General features: G+C 53.6%; 11 protein-coding genes. 6 read left to right on the top strand and 5 right to left on the bottom strand.

What is annotated here, in order from left to right; genetic code table 11:
- Window positions 1-29: 29 nt before the first annotated feature.
- From LX87_RS20820 to LX87_RS20810, 3 genes are all read right to left on the bottom strand, one after another.
- Window positions 30-3,263, bottom strand: coding sequence for a SusC/RagA family TonB-linked outer membrane protein (locus tag LX87_RS20820; RefSeq protein ID WP_111630200.1), 3,234 nt, complete (start codon window positions 3,261-3,263; stop codon window positions 30-32).
- Window positions 3,264-3,468: 205 nt separating this feature from the next.
- Window positions 3,469-5,226: a phospho-sugar mutase gene (locus LX87_RS20815; protein WP_111630199.1), complete on the bottom strand. Its 1,758-nt coding sequence runs from the start codon at window positions 5,224-5,226 to the stop codon at window positions 3,469-3,471.
- 102 nt (window positions 5,227-5,328) lie between these two features.
- Window positions 5,329-6,183: a hypothetical protein gene (locus tag LX87_RS20810; RefSeq protein ID WP_111630198.1), complete on the bottom strand. Its 855-nt coding sequence runs from the start codon at window positions 6,181-6,183 to the stop codon at window positions 5,329-5,331.
- A 354-nt stretch (window positions 6,184-6,537) separates the two neighbouring features.
- Between LX87_RS20810 and LX87_RS20805 the strand changes: the two genes are divergently transcribed.
- From LX87_RS20805 to LX87_RS20785, 5 genes are all read left to right on the top strand, one after another.
- On the top strand, window positions 6,538-7,122 hold the full coding sequence (locus LX87_RS20805) for an RNA polymerase sigma factor (RefSeq protein ID WP_111630197.1): 585 nt from the start codon (window positions 6,538-6,540) through the stop codon (window positions 7,120-7,122).
- 67 nt (window positions 7,123-7,189) lie between these two features.
- Window positions 7,190-8,218 carry a FecR family protein gene (locus LX87_RS20800; protein WP_111630196.1) on the top strand — a complete coding sequence of 343 codons (1,029 nt, stop codon included), beginning with the start codon at window positions 7,190-7,192 and terminating at the stop codon, window positions 8,216-8,218.
- A gap of 205 nt (window positions 8,219-8,423) precedes the next feature.
- Window positions 8,424-12,026, top strand: a complete 3,603-nt coding sequence (locus LX87_RS20795) for a TonB-dependent receptor (RefSeq protein ID WP_111630195.1) — start codon at window positions 8,424-8,426, stop codon at window positions 12,024-12,026.
- Window positions 12,027-12,039: 13 nt separating this feature from the next.
- Complete coding sequence (locus LX87_RS20790) at window positions 12,040-13,770, top strand: RagB/SusD family nutrient uptake outer membrane protein (RefSeq protein WP_111630194.1); 1,731 nt, start codon at window positions 12,040-12,042, stop codon at window positions 13,768-13,770.
- A gap of 164 nt (window positions 13,771-13,934) precedes the next feature.
- Window positions 13,935-14,747, top strand: a complete 813-nt coding sequence (locus LX87_RS20785) for an endonuclease/exonuclease/phosphatase family protein (RefSeq protein ID WP_170139410.1) — start codon at window positions 13,935-13,937, stop codon at window positions 14,745-14,747.
- 30 nt (window positions 14,748-14,777) lie between these two features.
- Here LX87_RS20785 and LX87_RS20780 read toward each other — a convergent pair whose 3' ends face one another.
- A complete protein-coding gene (locus LX87_RS20780) occupies window positions 14,778-15,614 on the bottom strand; it encodes an MOSC domain-containing protein (RefSeq protein ID WP_111630493.1) in 837 nt (278 codons plus the stop codon).
- 44 nt (window positions 15,615-15,658) lie between these two features.
- The gene (gene tsaD / locus LX87_RS20775; protein ID WP_111630193.1) at window positions 15,659-16,654 is read right to left on the bottom strand and encodes a tRNA (adenosine(37)-N6)-threonylcarbamoyltransferase complex transferase subunit TsaD; all 996 of its coding nucleotides are present in this window, start codon (window positions 16,652-16,654) and stop codon (window positions 15,659-15,661) included.
- A gap of 161 nt (window positions 16,655-16,815) precedes the next feature.
- Here tsaD and LX87_RS20770 point away from each other — a divergent pair, with 161 nt between their 5' ends.
- Window positions 16,816-21,465, top strand: coding sequence for a translocation/assembly module TamB domain-containing protein (locus LX87_RS20770; protein WP_111630192.1), 4,650 nt, complete (start codon window positions 16,816-16,818; stop codon window positions 21,463-21,465).
- Window positions 21,466-21,474: the final 9 nt, after the last annotated feature.

The raw sequence follows: 21,474 nt of genomic DNA, 5'->3' as shown, positions 1-21,474 counted from the left end.
ATAAACGAAGGATTCGGCGGAGCTGTCGGTTAGAAACTCAGTCTCAGCCCGACCAGCATCGTTTTTGCCACCGGATAGGCGCCTTCATCAACCCCCAGGTGCGTATCCTGGTTGTTATCGCCCGACCGGCGCAGATTGATTTCCGGATCCAATCCCGAATACTTGGTAAACGTCAGCAGGTTCTGACCCTGAACATAAATCTGCGTTGAGCCCAAACCGAGTTTCTGTTGCAGCGTAACGGGTAATGTATAAGACAACTGGATGTTTTTCATCCGCAGATACGAGCCTTTTTCGAGGAAGTACGTCGAAATCTGGGCGCTGGTGGCATCCGTCGAGCGGAGTTCGGGCAGAATCGCGTCGGTTTTGCCGGGGCGCCAGGAGTCGTACAGCATCCGTTTGCTGCGGTTGCCCTGGAAGGTGTTGAAATCCGTCCAGTACTTCATGTAATTGAAGATGTCGTTGCCGTAAACACCCTGTCCAAATACCGTCAGATCGAACGCCTTATACCCTACACTCAAATTCAGACCATAGGTGAAATCCGGGTGCGGGTTTCCGATAATATCGCGGTCGGCGGTAGTCACCACGCCATCGCCGTTGGTATCCCTGAAGATAAACGAACCTGCCCGGTTATACGTCCCGAACTGGGGCGCATTTTTGGCTGCTTCGGCTGTCTGGAAAATACCGTCGATGAAATACCCGTAGAACGAAGCCACCGGATAACCCACCTTCGTTGCACTCATAGCGGGCAGACGGGTTGCAAAACCAAACTTGATTGAGTTGGGGTCATTGTTGATTTTCAGCACTTCATTCCGGTAGGTCGAGAAATTACCGCCAATCGAGTACCGCAGGGCGCCCCCCATTGCCTTGCCGTTGTAGTTGATGCTCAGATCAATCCCCTTATTCTGCATGTCGCCGATGTTTGTGAACGGCACCGTCGCAATGCCCTGCGTGTAGGGAATGTCGATCTGGGTCAACATATCCGTCGTTTTCTTGATATACCAGTCGAAAACCACCTCAATTTTGTTGTTAAGCAAACTGGCATCCAGACCAATGTTGGTCGACGTGGTGGTTTCCCATTTACCGTTCGGGTTACCAAACTGAACCAGATCAAAGCCCGGCACAATCGACGATTTGGCTCCGTTGATGTCGTAATGGTTTTCGATGGGCCGCGATTCGTACAGCGTGAAGGCGTTGTAGATGTTCGGGATGTTCTGATTGCCGGTTTTACCCCAGCCAAGGCGCAGTTTCAGGTCGGAAACCAGATCGACGCTCTTCATGAAATTCAGCTCGGAAAGCCGGAAACCCACACTGGCCGCCGGAAAAATGGCGTAGCGGTTGGCCGGGCTAAACCGTGACGAGCCGTCACGACGCAGCGTGAAGTCGGCCAGGAAGAACTCCTTGTACGAATAGTTGACCTTGCCAAAGAGCGAAAACAGGCGCGTGCGGTTTGCGCCCCGTCCGCTGTTCTGTAACCCCAGCGGACTGCCCGCGTTCAGGTACCGGTAATCCAGATCATCAAAAGCGTAGTTGCTGCGGGTTGCATCAAAGATGAAGTCGTAAGTGGCAATCGACTCCGTACCCGCCAGAATATTTAACCCGTGGTTACCAAACGTCCGGTTATAGGTCAGCGTATTATACCACGTCCAGGAGTTGTCGTAGCGGTTTTCGGAACGGAAGCTGTTGGCATTCCGCGCTTCGGGCGATTCGGGGTCGCGGGGCGTAAACTGATCGAAGTTGTACAGGTTGTATTCCACCCCAAAGCTCGTCCGGAAGGTCAGGCCCTTGAAAAGATCGAGTTCCCCAAAGGCGTTTCCAAACAGGTGAACGCCCTTGGTTTTGTTGTCTTTGGCCCGATACAATTCCTGCAACGGGGTGCGGGCATTGCCCAGGTTCAGCCCTTTGGCACCGGCAAAATTCCCCGCTACGTCGTATACCGGAATCAGCGGGTGCGACCGAACGGCGAAGGCAATCGGGTTGGATTCGTCGTTGTTGGTAAACCCAACCCGTTCGTCATACGAAACCGTCAGGTTCTCCCCAATTTTCAGCCGGTTTTTCACCTTGAACTCCGTATTGGCCCGGATCGAATACCGTTTGTAGTTGGTATGCTCCAGGATTCCCTGCTGATTAAAATGGTTGAACGAGATGGCATACGCTCCGTTGCCCATTCCTCCGCTGGCGCCAATCTGGTAGTTCTGAATCGGTGCCGGATTAAAAATAACATCCTGCCAGTTGGTGCCTTCCTTATTGGCTTTGGTGATCATGAATTTCGTACTTCCCAACGCCGGATCAGTCAGATCGTACGAATAATTCAGGTAATTGCCGTTGGCATCGCGGGCCAGTCGCGGATCGCCCTCCATTGCCCCCGACGGATAAATATAGTCCGGGATGCGCGGCTCGGCTCCGTTGCCATACTGGGCGTGGCTGGGTGTCTGCCCAACGTTTTTGGCCTGTTCCCAGAGCAGTTGTCCGAGTTCCTGCGAGTTGGTCAAATCCATCAGTTTCCCGTTCCGCTGGATCCCCGCGTACATATCAAACGTGATTTTAGGCTCCCCGACTTTCCCTTTTTTGGTCGTGATGATCACCACGCCGTTGGCCGCCCGCGCCCCGTAAATTGATGCCGCCGACGCATCTTTCAGCACCTGCAAACTCTCAATATCGTTGGGGTTTATGTTGTTCAGCGAGCCCGTTGTTGGAACACCGTCGACAATATACAGGGGCGAGTTGTTGTTGATCGTTCCGAAACCGCGAATCCGGACCATCGTTCCCCCGCCGGGTGAGTTATCGTTTCCGACCGTCACCCCGGCAGCCCGGCCCTGTAGCTGCTGCGTCAGACTGGCCGCCGGAACCGCCGTCAGATCCGTTCCTTTTACTACCGTCACCGCGCCGGTAATGTCTTTCTTGCGCTGTGAACCATAGCCGGTAACAACTACTTCCGACAGGGTTTTAATGTCCGCCTGTAAGGTAACCGTAATCTCGGAACGGTTACCAATATTTACCTCCTGCGGTTCGTAACCAATAGCCGAAATGGCCAGAACATTGTTATTGGCCGGAACATTCAGCGTGAAACGTCCGCTGGCGTCGGTTGATACCCCGGTGCTGGTACCTTTTATAAGAACATTGACGCCGGGAAGGGGGGTTTTGTCAGTTCCGTCGATGACACTGCCACTGATTTTACGTTCCTGCGCCCAGGCAACGGTTGTGAGCAGACATAGCAATACGAGTGCTGCAACCGAAGAGATCGGTTTCAGGTAAGGATGCTTCATAAAATAGAGATAGTAGTTGGTTTGTATAAAAAGAGAATAGGCTTGCACTTAACAGAGTACAAGCCTACCAAAGTAAAATTTTTTATTATAAAAAATCAAATTTTATGCCCGCTAGTCAAAAAAAATATTTTGTAACTCGCCAAAAACCACAATAAAAAAGCCGGAAGGTCGTTCCGGCTTTTTGAAGTACTGAGATTCAACGGCTTCAGGAGAGCTTCAGATCGGTCATAACGGACTGTACTTTTTGCTTCAACTTGTCGTAAACCGCATCAAAGTCTTCTTTGTTGGTCAGTGGTTCGTTGACACTGACGTAGAACTTGATTTTCGGTTCGGTGCCGGACGGACGGGCGGAAACCTTGCTGCCATCGGCGGTAAAGAACTGCAACACGTTGGAAGCCTCAATTCCCATCTTGCCCGCTTCGATAGCGGTTTTCTCACCGGTTTTGAGGTCGGTCCGTTCCAGGGCTTTGTAGTCGTCAACCCGTACTACTTCCGACCCCGCGATCTGCCTGGGCGGATTGGCCCGGAAGTCGGCCATCATCTGCTGAATTTCTTCGGCGCCGGTTTTGCCTTTTTTGGTCAGCGAGATCAGTCCTTCGTAGTAGAACCCGAACTTCTGGTACATCTCCATCAGCAAATCGAACAGGCTCAAGCCTTTGTCTTTGGCGTAAGCCGTCAATTCGGCAATCATGGCGCAGGAAGCAATGGCGTCTTTATCCCGAACAAAATCCCCGATCAAATACCCGTAGCTTTCTTCGCCCCCGCCGATAAACTGCTGCTGCCCTTCAAGTTCACGGATGATCTGCGCAATGTATTTAAAACCGGTCAGCGTGTTGTAGCACGATACCCCGTACTGCTCGCACATTTTGTCGATCAGGTCGGTGGTTACAATGGTTTTGGCCACAAACTCCTTGCCCTTCAGTTTTCCGGCGTCCTGCCAGGCCTGCAACAGGTAATAGATGATCAGGCTGGCCATCTGGTTGCCGTTCAGCAGTTCAAACTCGCCGTGGTGGTTGCGGGCTCCCGAACCCACGCGGTCGGCATCGGGGTCGGTTGCCATGATCAGATCGGCGTTAAGAGCCTCCGCTTTTTCGAGCGCCAGCCGCATCGCATCGCGCTCCTCGGGGTTGGGGGATTTCACGGTCGGGAAATTACCGTCGGGCTGAGCCTGCTCCTCCACAATGTTCACGTTGGTGAAACCGAGCGCTTCCAGCACGCGCGGCACCAGCGTAATACCGGTACCGTGGATGGGCGTAAAGACGATGTTCAGGTCTTTCTGCCGCGCAATGACATCCGGATTGATTGAGTTTGACTTGATCCGCTCCACGTATACGCGGTCAATCTCCTCGTCGATCAGGTGGATTTTCTCGGGCACGCCCTCAAATTTCACTTCGTCGATGGAGGTAATTTTGTTGACTTCGGTAATGATGTTTTTATCGTGGGGCGCAACCACCTGACCGCCATCGTTCCAGTAAGCCTTGTAGCCGTTGTATTCCGGCGGGTTGTGCGAAGCCGTTACAACAATCCCGCTCTGGCAACCCAGCTGGCGGATGGCAAACGACAGTTCGGGCGTGGGCCGCAGGGCACTGAACAGGTAGACTTCAATGCCGTTGGCCGAGAAAATATCAGCCACAATCCGGGCAAATTCCGGACTCATCCGGCGGCTGTCGTGCGCAATAGCCACTTTAATCTGCTGATCCGGAAACGTCGCATTCAGGTAGTTGGCCAGCCCCTGCGTAGCGGCTCCAACGGTATAGCGGTTCATGCGGTTTGACCCGACGCCAATTACTCCGCGCAGCCCACCCGTACCAAATTCCAAACTTCTATAGAAAGAATCCGTCAATTCAGTTGTTTCGCCGTTGTCCAGTAATTTACGGATTTCGGCTTTTGTCTCAGCGTCGTAATTGCCGTTGAGCCATTGGTCGATGGTAGCTTGAGTTGCAGAATCAAATGCAGTTGTCATATGGTATAGAAGTTAGAATCGGCCGCCAATTTACAGTTCTTAAGGAAGGAGTCAAATCCTTTCGGTAAAAGCTTTTCAGGCCACAAATTGTTGGAAAAAGGGTTATAAAATCAAAAACGGCAGCCAAAATACCCCATCGCCGATCCACCGGTAACGCTCGTTGGTCAGAAACGACTTCGGATAACGCTGGATGGCGTACAAAACCGCGCTCATCATTCCCTCAATGATGGCGGCCCGCTGCGCAAACCGGTCGTCGGCCAGAAAAAAGATGACCAGCGCCAATACCGTCACCACCCCCGTAAAGGTCCGCAGAACCACGTCGCACCGCTCGAAGCCCCAGAGGGTTGCCAGCGAAAACGAGTCTTCCGGAAACTCCTGTGCTTCCATGACCGAAAACAGCAGCAGGTTCTGGAAAACGACGATCAAAAACAACATACCCAGGCCGATTTCCGACCAGCCGATGCTCGGTTTCTGCGCCCACGAACTCCCCCAGACGCCCACCGTATAGAGCAACGTTACCGCCGGTTCTTTCCAGACCAGCTTTCGGTTGGAAGCCGGCAGGCGCGAAACACCCCAGACATACGCCCCCGAAACCAGCGCCAGAGCCGCCCCAAACCAGATTACACTTTTGGGCAGCCAGAACAGCAAAATGGCACAAACCACGACGAGCCCCAACAAAACGCGAATCAGCACCGCCTGATGTTCGGCGTGGAACCGGTGGCGGGGTGTTAAGGTCGCCTTGGAAGTCAGGCCCTTGCGGACATCGTATAAGCGATCAACGGTATAAATTATAAAGACGCAGAGGCCCAGCAACACCGTGGTCGCCCAGTCAACGGGCTGGCGTCCGTCCGGCAGGCGGGCCACCATGATATGCGAAAATACCGCACCCACCACTACATCCAGACTGAGATAGTGAGCGGTTTTTAAAAACGCTTTCGTAGACTCCCAAAACTTCATAGAGTGGCTTCTGTCCTATTTTCCTTCATCAACGAACCAGAAGCTAAATCGTTAAGCTGACTGCTGAAAGAGCAGAAATTCTGTGCAAAGCTATCTTTTAGCGGGTAATATCGGCCTTGCAGACCTAAAAAATAGCCGTAATTTTAGATTGCCATTGGCCGGGTACGTTCCCGTTCGATTTCCTATTACCGGGGTATGGTCTGGCGCATTATATAATTTTATGTTAATTTCATGTTATCATGTGGCTAAAAACTGCGCGATTCCTTAATGAGCCATTGAGCGATCAAACGAAAAAGAGCCCGAATTTTGCAAAAAGTCCGTCTAACTCCGTAAATGACGTAGGCCATTCAGGGTATGAATTTACTTTATAGCGCCCATTCCGACGAAGACATCCTGAAGTCAATTGGCGAAAACAACGACGAGTTTGCCTTTGCAGAACTCTATAACCGATACTTCCGGCTCTTATTCAATTATGCCTTCAGCAAGGTAAATGATCAGTTTGTTGCGCAGGAAATCATTCAGGAACTGTTTGTTATGCTATGGCAGCAGCGCCACCGAAACACGATCCTGTCCTGCCGGTCTTACCTGTTCGCCAGCGCCAAAAATCTCATTATTTCGCATTACCGGAAAGAGTTTACCCGTCAGTATCACTATAACCAGTGGGAAATTCAAACCAACGGTTCCACAGCCCTGACGGACCAGCTAACTCTGACCGCCGATTTGCAACACCGGTACGAACAGGGGCTGCATCGGTTGCCCCAGAAATGTAAGGAGGTTTTTGTCCTGAGTCGGCAGGGACATTCTAACCGGGAAATTGCGCTGCAACTGGCGATCTCTGAAAAGACGGTTGAACAGCACATTACCAAGGCCCTGCGTCTGCTAAAAGAATACCTGAAAGAACATTTCGTCTACACGCTGCTTTTTCTTTCGCTTTTTTAATTTTTTTTCAAACCGACTAAGGGTTATCGTTCCGGCGCGCGACTTAGGAGTTGAATGATTCCTAAACATGCCGAAAATCTCTCCTCACCTATTGGATAAATACCTGCGGAACGAGTGTACCGAGCAGGAAAATGAACTGGTGGAAGCCTGGTATGCGTCGCTTTCCGGCCAGCCCGATTATCTGGACTCCCTACCCAAGCCCGCGCAGCACCAATTGCAGGACGAAACCTTTCGCCACATTCAGCATGAGCTTCAGGCCGACGAAAAACCGTTGCACAGCACCCTGCCGTGGGGCTGGATAATCGGCCTGGCGGCATCAGTGGCGCTGGTACTTGGTCTTTACTTCTCAACCCGGTATGTGGCAAATGAAAACCGGTCGCTAACGGAAGCGGCACCGGCTGTGGCACAACAGCCGAGAAAAAAACCGGCCGACCTGATCCATTTTGTCAATCAGAAACCCCGTCTGGTGAAGCACCAGCTTCCCGACAACAGCACGGTCTGGATGCATTCCGGCGCGGCCATTACGTATCCCAGCAAATTTGACCGGGACAAACGGCTCGTTACGTTTTCCGGAGAAGGCTTTTTTGACGTAAAAAAAAATCCCGCACAACCGTTCTTTATTCAAAGCGGGGAAATGCGGATCAAGGTGCTGGGAACCAGTTTCAACGTCAAGGCTCCGGCCAGCCACGCGGTGTTCCGGATTTCGGTGGTAACCGGGCGGGTTCAGGTGAGCGCCCCCGACCAGCAGCAGAACGAGCAGCAGGTGATTCTGAAACCGCAGCAACAGGCCACGTTCGAAACCGCATCCCGACGCCTGACCTCCTCGCCCATTCCGGTTCAGTATAAGAAACAAATCTACGAGCCGGTAACGGTCGTCTTTGAAAACACTCCGCTGGATGAGGTCGCCCGGCAACTGGAAAAACGGTTTGACATTCAGGTCAGGTTCAGCAATCCGAAAATCGCAACCTGCCTCGTCAATGCTGATTTTGAACAACAGCCGCTGCCCTTGATTATGGAAATGCTTTGTACGGCGCTGGAAGCAACGTATACACTATCCGGAAACGTACTTACCCTTGACGGGCTTCCCTGCGATTAACGGACAAACCGATTCTCTCTTATTCTTAATAAATCCTCAACCATAAACCGACTGTATGACCGACGTTTACACCCTGCCGCCCTAAGCCTGAAAAACCGGGAGTGTGCCACCACCCCCGGCCTAAACGGGTTGCCTTTCGGCTTCGTGCCACCGAAGCAAAAAGGACGATTTATCCAACAGCGTTAACCATTAGACCATCAAAACTATGCAAATTTTTACCCTAAACCAGTCGGTCGACTGGCGAAAAATCATGCGTATCGGATTACTTCAATGGATACTTGCTCTTCTCCTGACCGGCATCAGCTACGCCCGGGAGACAACGGCACAGTCGATCCTGAGTAAGGATATGACGCTTCAGCTTACGAATGTTCCGCTCAAGGAAGCACTGGACCAAATCCAGGAAAAAGCCAATACGAAGTTTGTTTACAGCAGCCGGGTTTCGCTGCGGGATGCGGTTTCGATTAATGTAAAAAACCAGAAACTGTCCCGGATTCTGGACCAACTGCTGATGCCCCGGGGCATTACGTACAAAGTGATCAACGAACAGATTGTGCTGGCGCGCGAAAAGGGCTTTAAGCCGGAAACGCTGCTGCCCAATCTGGCCGAGAAAATGGATTCCTACCTGGCCCGGCAGGAAATCCGGCCGAAAGGAACCGTGCGGGCAGCCGACGGACAGGGCGAAACGCTGGCGGGCGTGAGCGTCGTGCTGAAAGGCACCACGCGCGGAACCACCACCGACGGTAACGGAAATTTCGAACTGGCCGTACCGAATTCGTCGGCGGTGCTGGTTTTCAGCTTCGTGGGTTATACCTCGCAGGAAATAACCGTCGGCAACCGCTCGGTCATTAATGTTACCTTAGCTCCGGACAGCAAAAGCCTGGAAGAACTGGTGGTGGTTGGTTACGGAACTCAGAAGAAAGTAAACCTGACGGGCGCCGTGTCGCAGGTGCAGGCCAAAGACCTCGAAAACCGGCCCGTGAATAACATGTCGCAGATTTTGCAGGGGATGATTCCGAACCTGAACATCACGTTCAACACCGGTCAGCCGGGACAGGGCGGGAGCCTGAACGTGCGCGGGGAAACGTCCATCAATGGCGGTGGTCCGCTGGTGCTGATCGACGGCGTACCCGGCGACATCAACCGCATCAACCCGAACGACGTAGAATCGGTTTCGGTGCTGAAAGATGCCGCGGCTTCGGCCATCTACGGGGCGCGGGGTGCTTTCGGGGTGGTGCTGGTGACGACCAAAAGCGCCAAAAACGGCAAAACCAGCATTGCCTACAGCAACAACTTCGGCTGGTCGACCCCTACCGTGAGCACCGACTTCATGACCAATGGCTACGAAAGCGTGCGGTTGAACGATGAAGCGTTTATCCGGGCAACCGGTAACAGCTATACCCGGTATTCGGAAGAAGATTACAAGGAACTGGAAGCGCGTCGGTACGATAAAACCGAAAATCCGGCCCGGCCCTGGACGGTCGTTAAAAATGTAAACGGGAAAGACATTTACAATTACTACGGTAATTACGACTGGTGGAACACCTTGTTTAACATGAAGCAGCCGTCGGCCCAGCACAACCTGAACCTGTCGGGCGGGACCGATAAAGTCAATTACTTCCTGTCGGGATCAATTTTCCAGAAAGACGGGATCATGCGGATGAATACCGACAAGTTTACGCAGTATACGCTGCGGAGCAAGATCAACGCCCAACTGACGCCCTGGCTGCGGGTGAGCAACAACACGCAGTATTTCGATTCCAAATACACCTATCCGGGTCTGGAAGGGGGCGCCAATTCCAACTTCGTTGCCATCACGGTACACGCCCTGCCCGCCTACGCGCCACTCAACCCGGACGGAACGGCTACATATAACACCCTGAAAAACAACTATTCCATCGGCGACGGTTTGTTTGCCAACCTGATGAAAGGCGTAGCGGGTGGCAAGAAAGGCGTACACGAACTGACGACGATCAACTCGGTGACGATTGACTTTACCAAGACCTGGAATCTGGTTGCCAACCACTCGTATTCGTTCTACATGGCCGACGACTGGTACCGCTCGGCGGTGGCCCAGTATTCGATTCAGCCCGGTATTCTGACGACGGTGCCCAACTACAATACCGACCAGTACCGGCAAACAATGTGGTTCGACCCGATGCACGTGACCAACCTCTACTCGTCGTATAACCACACGTTCGGGAAACATTATGTATCGGCAACGGCCGGGATGAACTACGAATCCAAAAAGCACCAGCGGCTGTTCGGGGCCCGGAAAAACCTGCTTTCTGAAGGGTTGAACGACCTGGAACTGGGTACCGGTGAGCAATTGTCGGGGGGCGGTTCGTACCAGTATTCGCTCTTCGGAGCCTTTTTCCGGCTGAACTACGATTACGTCGGCAAGTATCTGCTGGAAGTGAACGGGCGCTACGACGGAACCTCGCGGTTTGGCGAAGGTCGGCGGTACGGTTTCTTCCCGTCGGTGTCGGCGGGCTGGCGGATCAGCGAAGAAAACTTCTTTGAACCCGTCCGCAACGTGGTCAGCAACCTGAAAATCCGGGCGTCGTACGGAACGCTGGGCAACCAGTTGCCGTCTAACACCAACTCGTCGAGCTTTTACCCGTATATCTCGATCATGCCCACGGCCCAGTCAAACTGGATCAACAACGGACAGAAGCTCTTTTACGTGAACAGCCCGAACCCGATTTCGCCGAACCTGACCTGGGAAAAAGCCACGACCTCGAACCTGGGTCTGGACGCCGATTTCTTCAAAAACCGCCTGAACCTCTCCTTCGACGCCTACATCCGGAACACGACGGACATGCTGGTGCCGGGTCAGGTACTTCCGGCCGTATACGGTGCTGCGGTACCCACGCAGAATGCCGGGGATTTACGAACAAAAGGTTTCGAACTGTCGCTGGGCTGGCGCGACCAGGTTAAGGTGGCTGGCAAGACGCTTTCCTACAATGCCTCGTTCATTCTGTCGGATTCCAAATCGACGATTACGAAATTCGACAACCCGAACAAGATTCTGTCGAGCCGCTACGTAGGGCAGGTTATCGGCGAAATCTGGGGGTATTCGATTGACGGCTTCTTCAAAACCGACGAAGAGGCCCAGACCTATGCCGTTGACCAGACCATCGTGAACAAACAGCGGCTGAGTGCCCCCGGCGACTGGAGCAAGCTGCGGGCGGGCGATCTGAAGTTTATCGATGTGGACGGCAATGGCAAAATCGATCAGGGAGCCAATACACTGGCCGACCACGGTGATTTAAAAATCATTGGTAACAGGCAGGCGCGGTACCGGTACGGGATTAACCTGGGTGCTTCCTGGAACGGTTTCGACCTGTCCATGCTGACGCAGGGAATCTGGCGCCGGCACTGGTATCCGGGTGCAAACGCCGATAAGTTCTGGGGCCCCTATTCCCGCCCGTATTACTCGTTCATTCCACGGGATTTCGAAGCGGACGTCTGGACGCCGGAAAACCCGGATGCGTATTTCCCGGTACTGCGGGGTTATACGGCCCTCAACGGTGGTGGCGACCTCAACTCGGTCAACGATCGGTATCTCCAGAACATTGGCTATCTGCGGCTGAAAAACGTGGTCATCGGCTACACCTTCCCGGAAACGCTGACCCGGAAAATCCGGATTCCGAGAGCGCGTATCTACGTGAGCGGTGAAAACCTGCTGACTTTCACGCGCCTGAGAACCAAGTACATTGACCCGGAACAATTCGACGGTGACGCCACAAACGGCCGGACCTATCCGTTGTCCAAAACCGTTTCTGCCGGTCTGAACATCAATTTCTAACCAACGACTATCCATGAAAAAAATAATCAGCCTGATCGCTCTGGTTGTGGGACTCACCTCCTGCGATCTGGATTTGCTGCCCCAGGACGCCATTTCACCCGAGACATTTTTCAAGACCGAAAATGACCTGTTGCTTTATACCAATTCGTTTTACAACGCCCTGCCTTCGGGCGAGGATGTGTATCTCGAAGATGTGGATAACGTCGTAAAAAACAGCCTGCGCGACGAGTTGCAGGGCACGCGTGTGGTGCCTACCAGCGGGGGCGGCTGGAGCTGGGGAACCCTGCGGAACATCAATTACTTCCTGGCTAATTCGGGCAAATGCCCCGACAAGCGGGCCGTGGCCAAATACAACGGTCTGGCGCGGTTTTTCCGGGCGCACTTTTACTACGGCATGGTGAAGCGGTTCGGGGATGTGCCCTGGTATTCGCACACCATCGAAATCTCCGATCAGGATATGCTCACCAAAGCCCGCGACCCGCGCGCGATGGTGATGGATTCGGTGCTGGCTGACCTCAATTACGCCATTGCCAACCTCGATGCATCCCGGCAAGTGAATACCGTAACAAAATGGACGGCGCTGGCCTTGAAGTCCCGGGTTGGGCTGTACGAAGGTACGTTCCGGAAATACCATACGGAATTTAACCTGCCAAATTCGGACAAATGGCTTGACGAATGTATTGCGGCTTCCGAGGAACTGATGAAAAGCAGCGGCTACACCATCTACAAAGCCACGCCCACGACGGCTTACCAGAAACTGTTTTCGTCCGATAACGCCATTCCCGACGAGGTGATTCTGGCGCGGGATTTCAGCGACGAACTCCAGGTGTATCACAACCTGAATTACTACACCATGACGGCTTCTCAGGGCCGGCCGGGGCTGGAGAAAAAACTGGTGAACAGCTATCTGATGGCCGATGGATCGCGCTTTACCGACATCAAAGGCTATGAAACCATGCAGTTTGCCGAAGAAGTGCAGAACCGTGATCCGCGTCTGGCGCAGACCATCCGGACGCCGGGCTATACCCGCATTGGCGAAACCGCCCCGTTGGTACCCGAATTTGGGGCGACCGTAACCGGCTATCAGCTGATCAAATTCGTTTCAGAGCCAAAATGGGATACCTTCAACAAGGACATCACCGACATGCCCATTTTCCGGTATGCCGAAGTGCTGCTGAACTTTGCCGAAGCCAAAGCAGAACGCGGAACGCTAACGCAGGCCGATCTGGACGTATCGACCAAACTGACCCGCGACCGGGTGGGTATGCCCAACATCAATATGGCGGCTGCCAACGCCAACCCGGACCCGTATCAGGCGCAGCAGTACACCCAACTGAAAGGAGCCAATACCGGCGTGATTCTGGAAATCCGGCGCGAACGGCGCATCGAACTGGTGATGGAAAACTACTTCCGCTGGGATGATCTCATTCGCTGGAAAGAAGGCCAGTTGCTGACCAAAACCTTCAAGGGTATGTACTTCCCCGGCCCCGGCAACTACGATCTGGACAAAAACGGAAAAGTGGACCTGGTGATCTATGAAGGCACCAAACCGACTATGCCGGGTGCGCAGTTGCTGAAATTGGGCAGCGAGATTCTGCTCGAAAATGGCAACAAGGGTGGTAACATCGTGGTGAACAACCACATCAACAAGAAGTTCAACGAAGCCCGCGATTACCTGTACCCGATCCCGAGACAGGAGCGCCTGTTGAACCCCAACCTGACCCAGAACCCCAACTGGGAATAATTCAAGTAGCTCACAACCCCGGATGCAATCCGGGGTTACTTTTTAAAACGCGTCAACGTACCTGCTCGCAGACTGACGGGGAAGTCGTGGGCCACTACACCATCCCAAAAAAAGCAAGAACTTAACAACCGCCACTTCTTATTTTGAATTGTCAATCGAATCGCATGAAAAAACCCCTTGCCCTGCTTTTAACGTTTGTGTCGTTACTGACTCAGGCCAACGACGGCACCCAAAAAACCAGTGACCGGCCCGCGAAGAAAACAAAGAACCTGACGGTGATGACCTACAACATTCACCACTGCAACCCACCCTCGGCCGGAACCAAAATCGAGGTGGACGCCATTGCCCGAGTGATTACGAAAGAAAAACCGGATTTTGTCGCCTTGCAGGAAGTGGATGTCAATACGGAGCGGTCCGGCAAAGGCATTAATCAGGCACGGGAACTGGCCCGGCTGACCGGAATGCATTTCTTTTTTTCGAAAGCCATCGACCATCAGGGGGGCGATTATGGTGTGGCCGTCCTGTCCCGGTTTCCGATTCTGGACTCCACCCGGTTTATCCTGCCCGTCGATCCGGCTATCGGGGGCGAAACCCGTACCATTGCGGCTGTAACGGTAGAAATCGCCAAAGGCAAAAAAATCATCTTTGCCAGTACGCACCTCGACCTGAAAGAAGCCAACCGGCTTTCACAGTCCGAACAGATCGTTCAGCACTTTGAAAAGTCGGGGCTGCCCATGATTATGGGCGGTGATTTTAACGCGCAGGCCGACAGCCGGGTAATCCGGTATCTGGATCAGCATTTCGTCCGCAGTTGTCAGGATTGCGCCCCAACCATTCCCGTCGTCAACCCCAGCCGGGCGATTGATTTTATCATGTTCAAACCGGGCGGTACGTTTAAAACGCTCTCCACCACGGTTATTGACGAACAATACGCTTCGGATCACCTTCCGGTGGTTGTGAAGTTACAGGTGAAATAAAAGACGGTTCGGTTCGGCGGCTGGTCTTTGTCAGGAAAATGGCAATCGGGCGGGGCGCCGTTCCAACACCGTGACCGGCTGGCCCACACGCAGCGTTCCTGACGTTTCGGCCAGCACGTTTTGCCCAAACAAAAGTTTATTGTCCAGTCGGCGGTAGGTCGCCAGCGTTTTGAGCGGTTCTTTGCCTTTCCGGGCGGTTTCCGGATCGATTGTCGTCAGCACACAACGGGCGCAGGGCTTGACGCCGTAAAAGGCCAGGTCACCAATCCGGAAGTGGTACCAGGTGTCTTCGTCATGCGGACTTGTGCCCTCTACCACCAGATTGGGCCGAAAACGAATCATCTCCAGCGACGCCCCGGCCCGGCGGTTTAGTTCGTCCAGCGAATCGGTGCTGATGAGCAGGTACGGAAAATCGTCGGCAAAACTGACCACATCGTCGGGCCGGGCGTATCTCGGATCGACCGGGCGCAGCGAATTATCGGGCATGTACACCAGCCGACACGGCAAACCGAGCAGGCGGCTGAACCACTCGTCGGCCTGCCGACTCACCACCTGCGCATCAACGGCCTGATCATCCCAGACGTAAGCCGTCAGGGCTTCGCCGGTGGTTTGGTTGAGCGGAATTTCCAGCCCATCGTCCGGGTGGTGGCGGTGGTAAACCCGCAGAAATTCGTCGCTCATTTCCACGTTCACCAGCGCCATGACGGTATGTTCGCGCTGCGTCAGAAATTTTCCGTTCGGTTCCACCAGCATCCACCGGCGGTCATACTGAAACCCTTTTTGTTCAACAACGGCTTCCGAGAGCGAAATACCGCCCAGGGATTTGATGGGGTAAATCCAGATTTCTTTTAAGACGGGGGTGTTCATAAAGCGAAGGTACGAAATCGGTTCCGACCGTTGGCCGAGCTGGTTCACCAACGGGGCAGCGGGCTAACTTCCTGCGAGGTAAATTCTCCTTTTAGAAATTTAAAATGGGCCGCCATCGCAATCATGGCCGCGTTGTCGGTGCAATACTCGAACTTCGGAATGTAGACGTTCCAGCCTTCCTGCCCTCCCATCTCGGCCAGCGCGGTCCGCAATCCCGAATTGGCCGACACCCCGCCCGCCAGCGCAATTTCGCGGATACCGGTCTGCCGGGCGGCTTTCCGCAGTTTCGTCAGCAGAATCTTGATGAGCGTTTGCTGAATGCTCGCGCAGATATCCGGTAAGTTCTGCGCCACAAAATCGGGATTGGCCTTCGTTTGTTTTTGCAGAAAGTACAGAAAAGCCGTTTTAATCCCGCTAAACGAATAATCCAGTCCCGGCATTTCCACCTCCGGGAATTGAAAAGCCGTGGGGTTCCCCTGCTGGGCGTAGCGGTCAATGAGCGGGCCACCCGGATAAGGCAGGTTCAGCAGCTTGGCGGTTTTGTCAAACGCTTCGCCCACGGCATCATCCTGGGTCTGGCCGATAATCTCCATATCCAGGTAATCGCGCACGAGCACAATCTGGGTGTGCCCCCCGCTCACCGTCAGGCACAGGAACGGAAACCGGGGCACACGGTGTTCATCAATGAAATGGGCCAGTACGTGGGCCTGCATGTGGTGTACTTCGATAAGCGGAATCGCCAGGGCCAGCGCAAGGGCTTTGGCAAAGGATGTACCCACCAGCAGCGAACCCAATAAACCGGGTCCGCGGGTGAAAGCAACGGCATTTAGCGCGTTTTTCTCTATATTTGCCTCCTGCAAGGCCCGTTCGACGACCGGCACGATCCGTTGCTGATGCACACGCGACGCCAATTCGGGGACAACACCACCGTATTGTTCGTGGATTAACTGCGTGGCTACAACATTGGATTGTATTTTTCCGTTAACACACACGGAAGCCGACGTTTCGTCGCAGGAAGACTCAATTGCCAGAATTGTCATTTTTCAAAAGTAATGAATCTTGAAGTAATGAAAAATGGACAAGGAAGAATGAACCGCTAAAACCCGTCCGATTTGATTAAACTTTACCTCCAACAAGACGTCTAAACGGGTAGATATTGTTCTTTTTTCATTGTACATTGTTACTTGTTCATTAGAGCTAGATGCGGTCATTCTTCACCATACTTCTCAAGACCCTGCTGTACACCGTTCTGGTGGTATTGCTGGCCATCGGAATTGTGGTGATTAGTTTGCAAATACCGGCGGTACAAACCAAAGTGGTACGGTATGCCGCCAAACAAGTCTCCGAAAAACTTCTATTCCCGGTTGACATCCAGCGAGTTGACATCAATTTTTCCTTCCCCAACGTCTGGGTTAACTCCGTGGCGCTGGAGGAAGTAACGATTCGGAACCGCGATCTGAAACCGATGATCAACGTGGGGCGGCTCGAGGTTTCGCTCGAACTGGAAACGCTCATCAACAACGCCAGCCGCGACATTCACCTCGACGAAGTGCTGCTTTACAAACCCGATGTGGTGCTGGTGAAGGATGCCAAAACCGGCAACCTCAACATGGACGACTTTCTGGCCCGCATCAACGAACTGACCCGCGACACCACCAAACCGTCTATTCCCAACCAGAACGTTCCGTTTACCATCGGGAAAGCCACCCTGATCGACGGTAAGTTTACATACCACGACCAGCGAAAACCGGCCATGAGTGGCCGCCGGTTCGATTACAATCACTTTGTGGTCAACGGGCTAAGCGCCAGTCTGAAAGATTTTCTGCTGCTCGGCGATACCATTGCCGTGGACATCAAACGCATGAAAGGTCTTGAAAAACAGGCCAATCTGCGGATTCACCGACTCGATACAAAGTTTCTTTACTGCGCCAAGGAAATGCGGCTTGATGACCTGCTGGCCCGCATCAACGGCTCGACGGTCCGCAACCGTGTGGTGTTTTCCTACGACAGTTTTTCGGCCTTCAACGAATTCAACGACGAGGTGATCATGCGGGCAAACCTGCGCAATGCCGTTGTGCGGGCGCAGGATCTGGCCCCGTTCACCTCGTACTTTGACAAGAATTTTGACGTGGCCCAGGCATCGGGTGATTACGTCGGTTACATCCGGAATTTCAAAGTAACCAACGCCGACATCCGGTTTGGGCAAAACCGCCGGAGTCGGCTTGTGGGCGATCTGTCATTCAAAGGCTTACCGGACACCGACGTCAATACCGTGGTCGATTTCCGGTTTAAACCGTCACAGGTCAATATGCTCGACCTGCGGCCCTACTATTCCGACTCGGCGTTTAATGAGATTGCCCGCAAACTGGGTACCGTCCACTTTGCAGCCACCTACGCCGGGCAGTTTATTGACTTCAAAACCGCCGGGACCTTCCGCACCGATATTGGCACGGTGACCGGCGACCTGGCTCTGCGCCTGGATGGTGACCGGGCCACCACCTACCGGGGCAACCTGAAACTGACGGATGTGAATGTGGGTTCGCTCATCGACCGGCCCGAACTGGTGCAACGCATCGACGGCCAGGGCACGTTTGAAGGCCGGGGCCTGACCATTAAAGACGGTTCGCTGGATCTGAACGCCCGATTTAGCCGCGTGGGTTTTCGCCAGTACAACTACCGCAACATGGTGGTGAAGGGCAATTTGCAGAAGTCTTTTTTCCAGGGGCTGGTCAGCGTTCAGGACACCAACCTGACGTTCAACCTGGACGGCGAGTTCGACCTGCGGGGCGCGAAAAATCAGTTTCAGGTGAAAGGTACGATCCAGAAAGCCGATTTTCTGGCCACCAAACTGCTCGACGACAGCCTGTCGGTACGGAGTGATCTGGATGTGAAGCTGGAAGGAAATACGCTGAACGAACTGGTTGGAAACGCCCGGCTGCTGAATACATCAATGACGTACCGGAAGCGCAGCCTCGTGCTGGATACGCTGTTTCTGGCGTCGTCGATGATCGACAGCGTGCGCTCGATTTCGGTCAATTCGGACTACCTCGACGCAAACCTAAACGGTAACTTTCTGCTCACCGAGGTTGCCGATGACCTGAACCGGATTGCACGGGAATACCGGCTGAACTTTGCCGGAAATGCCGCCGGGCTGGCCGCCTATTATCAGCAACGACTCCGCAAACCGGTACCCATTTCGCCCTACAACATCGACTATTCGTTTTTGCTCAAAAACTCGCAGCCGCTGCTGGCGCTGGTGTATCCGTCGCTGTATATGTCGCCCAATACAAGGCTGGAAGGACGCTTCGGGATTGATCAGACGTCGCTGTTAACCGTGAACGGAACCATTGATACGCTGAAATTTGACGAGTACAACTTTTACAAAAGCACGATTGACCTCAATACGTCGAAGTATGTTTATTCGCCGGATGTACTGGCGTCGCTGATCATCACTTCGACTCAGCAGCAATTCGGTTCGCTGGCGGCTACCGAAAATCTACAGGCGGAAGCATCGTGGGACGTCAACCACATTGATTTTACCACGAGTCTACAACAGCAAAAAAGCACCAACCGGGCCGACCTCAACGGTTCGCTGACGTTCAAAGGGGATGCCATCGATGTCGAACTCGAACGCTCGCGGTTCCGGTTGCTGGACAGCACCTGGGCCATCTCACCCGAAAACCTGATCCGGTTTGTCGGACCGGAAATTACCGTCCGCAACCTGTCGGTCGCCAATCAGAATCAACAGGTTTCGATCAGTGGGCAAGTCTCGCGGGATTCGTTACAAACCCTCCAGGTTGAAGCTAAAAACTTTGCCCTGGCGACGCTTAACCCGGTATTCAACACCCGAATTGCGGGCCTTGCCAACGGCAAAGTAGCGATTCGCGGTCTATACGGTTTGCCCCTGCTTAACGGCGACATTACAATTGATTCCCTGAAATACAATGACTTTTTGATTGGCAACGTCGTCAACCGTAGTACGCTCGACCAGTCAAACCGTATCAATCTGGACACCCGGATTCGGCGGCTCGACCGCGAAATACTGGCCATTACCGGCGTTTATAACCCGAGCCAATCAGCGGACAATCCACTGGATCTGGAAGCCGTTCTTCGGGAAACCGACCTTCAGATTCTGGAGCCTTTTCTACAGGGAATTGCTACGAATGTGAGCGGCAAAGCCAACGGTACGGTAACCGTTCAGGGGCCCGCCAGCAGTCCAGTTCTGGGCGGTACGGTCGATATTACGAACGGTAAGCTGACACTCGATTACCTGAAAGCCGACGTTGGATTTTCGGATAAAATCTACTTTGGCCCCAACGAGATTGTCGCCCGCGACATGATGCTGACGGACCTGAACGGCGGGCGCGCAACCCTGCGGGGTGGTGTTTTTCACGACGGTTTCAAGTACTTCACGGTGGATATGAATATCGTGGACATGAAGAACTTCAAGATCATGAACACGACGCTGAAAGACAACGAGGACTTTTACGGTACCGCCGTTGCCAGCGGACGGGCCAGCATTGAAGGGCCATTTGATAACCTGGCGATCCGGGCCAATGTAACCAGCAACCGCGGAACCCGGATTTACATTCCGCTCGATCAGGCCGCAACGGTTTCGCAGGAAGAAGTGATCCGGTTTGTCAATGTCAACCCGGCCCGGCGCGACAGCGTGAACCGCCCCAATGAGCCGGTGGTCGATCTGTCGGGCATTAGCATGGATTTTAATTTGTCCATCACACCTGATGCCTACTGCGAAATTCAGCTCGACCGGCAGACCGGTGATATTATGAAAGCGTACGGTACGGGGCAGCTGGCGATGCGGATTGATACCAAAGGTGATTTTACGATGACCGGCGCCTACGAAATCCAGCAGGGCGAATATACCTTCACGTTTGAAAACGTGATCAACAAACGGTTCCAGATGCTGCCCAACAGCCGCATCACCTGGACCGGCGACCCGTACGAAGCGATGGTAGACGTTAAAACGGCGTATACGCAGTATGCCTCGCTGGCGCCCATCCTGCAATATTATTCTTCGGGCAACTCCAATAACCCCGACCGAACCCGCCGGTATCCCGTCGATTTGCTGATTAACCTGAACGGGCGGCTTTTACAGCCGGATATTTCCTACGACCTGAAGGTCAAAGAATACCCGCAGCAACCGGATTTCCGGCAGGCCGTGGCCGCTTTTGAGTCCCGGCTGAAAAGCAACGATCAGGAGCTTGGTCGGCAGGTGAGCAGTATTCTGCTCTTCAGTCAGCTGGCTCCCGGTGAAGGTATGGGCCTGATTGATCCGGCGGCAACGACCAACAATATGGTGGGTTCGGGTCTGACCAATAGCCTGAGCGAGTTGATTTCAAACCAGATCAGCCGTCTGGCTTCTACGCTGGACAAGAACCTCGACGTGGGCGTTTCGCTGAACGGCCTGGATCAGAACATGGTCAATAATCTTCAGTTCCGGTTCTCGTACCGCTTTAACGACCGCTTCCGGATCAGCCGGGACGGCGGTTTCACCTACGGCCAGAATCAGACCAGCGTTGCGAGTTTGCTGGGTGAATGGACGCTGGAATACTGGCTGTCGCCCGACGGACAGCTTCGGCTGAAGATGTATAACCGAAACCAGAACCAGCTCGGTATTTATAGCGCAACGACCTACGGGACGCTCACTACCGGGGGAGGGATGAGTATCCAGTATACCCGCTCGTTCAACCGCCTGTTTGGCCCGGTGCCAGAGGCTCCCCGCCCCGGTGTGCAACCCCGCCCAACGCCCATCGAACGGCCTTCTGCCCCCGTCCCGACGCCAGCAACGGCCACCTCCGCCCTCCAGAGCTGGGAGGACGACCAATTTTAACCTGCTCTA

This window comes from Larkinella arboricola (assembly GCF_003259745.1).
GTDB classification, from domain to species: domain Bacteria; phylum Bacteroidota; class Bacteroidia; order Cytophagales; family Spirosomataceae; genus Larkinella; species Larkinella arboricola.
This window is presented reverse-complemented; position numbering and strand designations above follow the sequence as displayed.

Bases quoted from the DNA above. Each gene is read 5' to 3' on its own strand.
- tsaD (WP_111630193.1), bottom strand. From the start codon at position 16,654: ATGACAATTCTGGCAATTGAGTCTTCCTGCGACGAAACGTCGGCTTCC.
- LX87_RS20800 (WP_111630196.1), top strand. From the start codon at position 7,190: ATGCCGAAAATCTCTCCTCACCTATTGGATAAATACCTGCGGAACGAG.
- LX87_RS20810 (WP_111630198.1), bottom strand. From the start codon at position 6,183: ATGAAGTTTTGGGAGTCTACGAAAGCGTTTTTAAAAACCGCTCACTAT.
- LX87_RS20805 (WP_111630197.1), top strand. From the start codon at position 6,538: ATGAATTTACTTTATAGCGCCCATTCCGACGAAGACATCCTGAAGTCA.
- LX87_RS20785 (WP_170139410.1), top strand. From the start codon at position 13,935: ATGAAAAAACCCCTTGCCCTGCTTTTAACGTTTGTGTCGTTACTGACT.
- LX87_RS20795 (WP_111630195.1), top strand. From the start codon at position 8,424: ATGCAAATTTTTACCCTAAACCAGTCGGTCGACTGGCGAAAAATCATG.
- LX87_RS20770 (WP_111630192.1), top strand. From the start codon at position 16,816: ATGCGGTCATTCTTCACCATACTTCTCAAGACCCTGCTGTACACCGTT.
- LX87_RS20790 (WP_111630194.1), top strand. From the start codon at position 12,040: ATGAAAAAAATAATCAGCCTGATCGCTCTGGTTGTGGGACTCACCTCC.
- LX87_RS20820 (WP_111630200.1), bottom strand. From the start codon at position 3,263: ATGAAGCATCCTTACCTGAAACCGATCTCTTCGGTTGCAGCACTCGTA.
- LX87_RS20780 (WP_111630493.1), bottom strand. From the start codon at position 15,614: ATGAACACCCCCGTCTTAAAAGAAATCTGGATTTACCCCATCAAATCC.
- LX87_RS20815 (WP_111630199.1), bottom strand. From the start codon at position 5,226: ATGACAACTGCATTTGATTCTGCAACTCAAGCTACCATCGACCAATGG.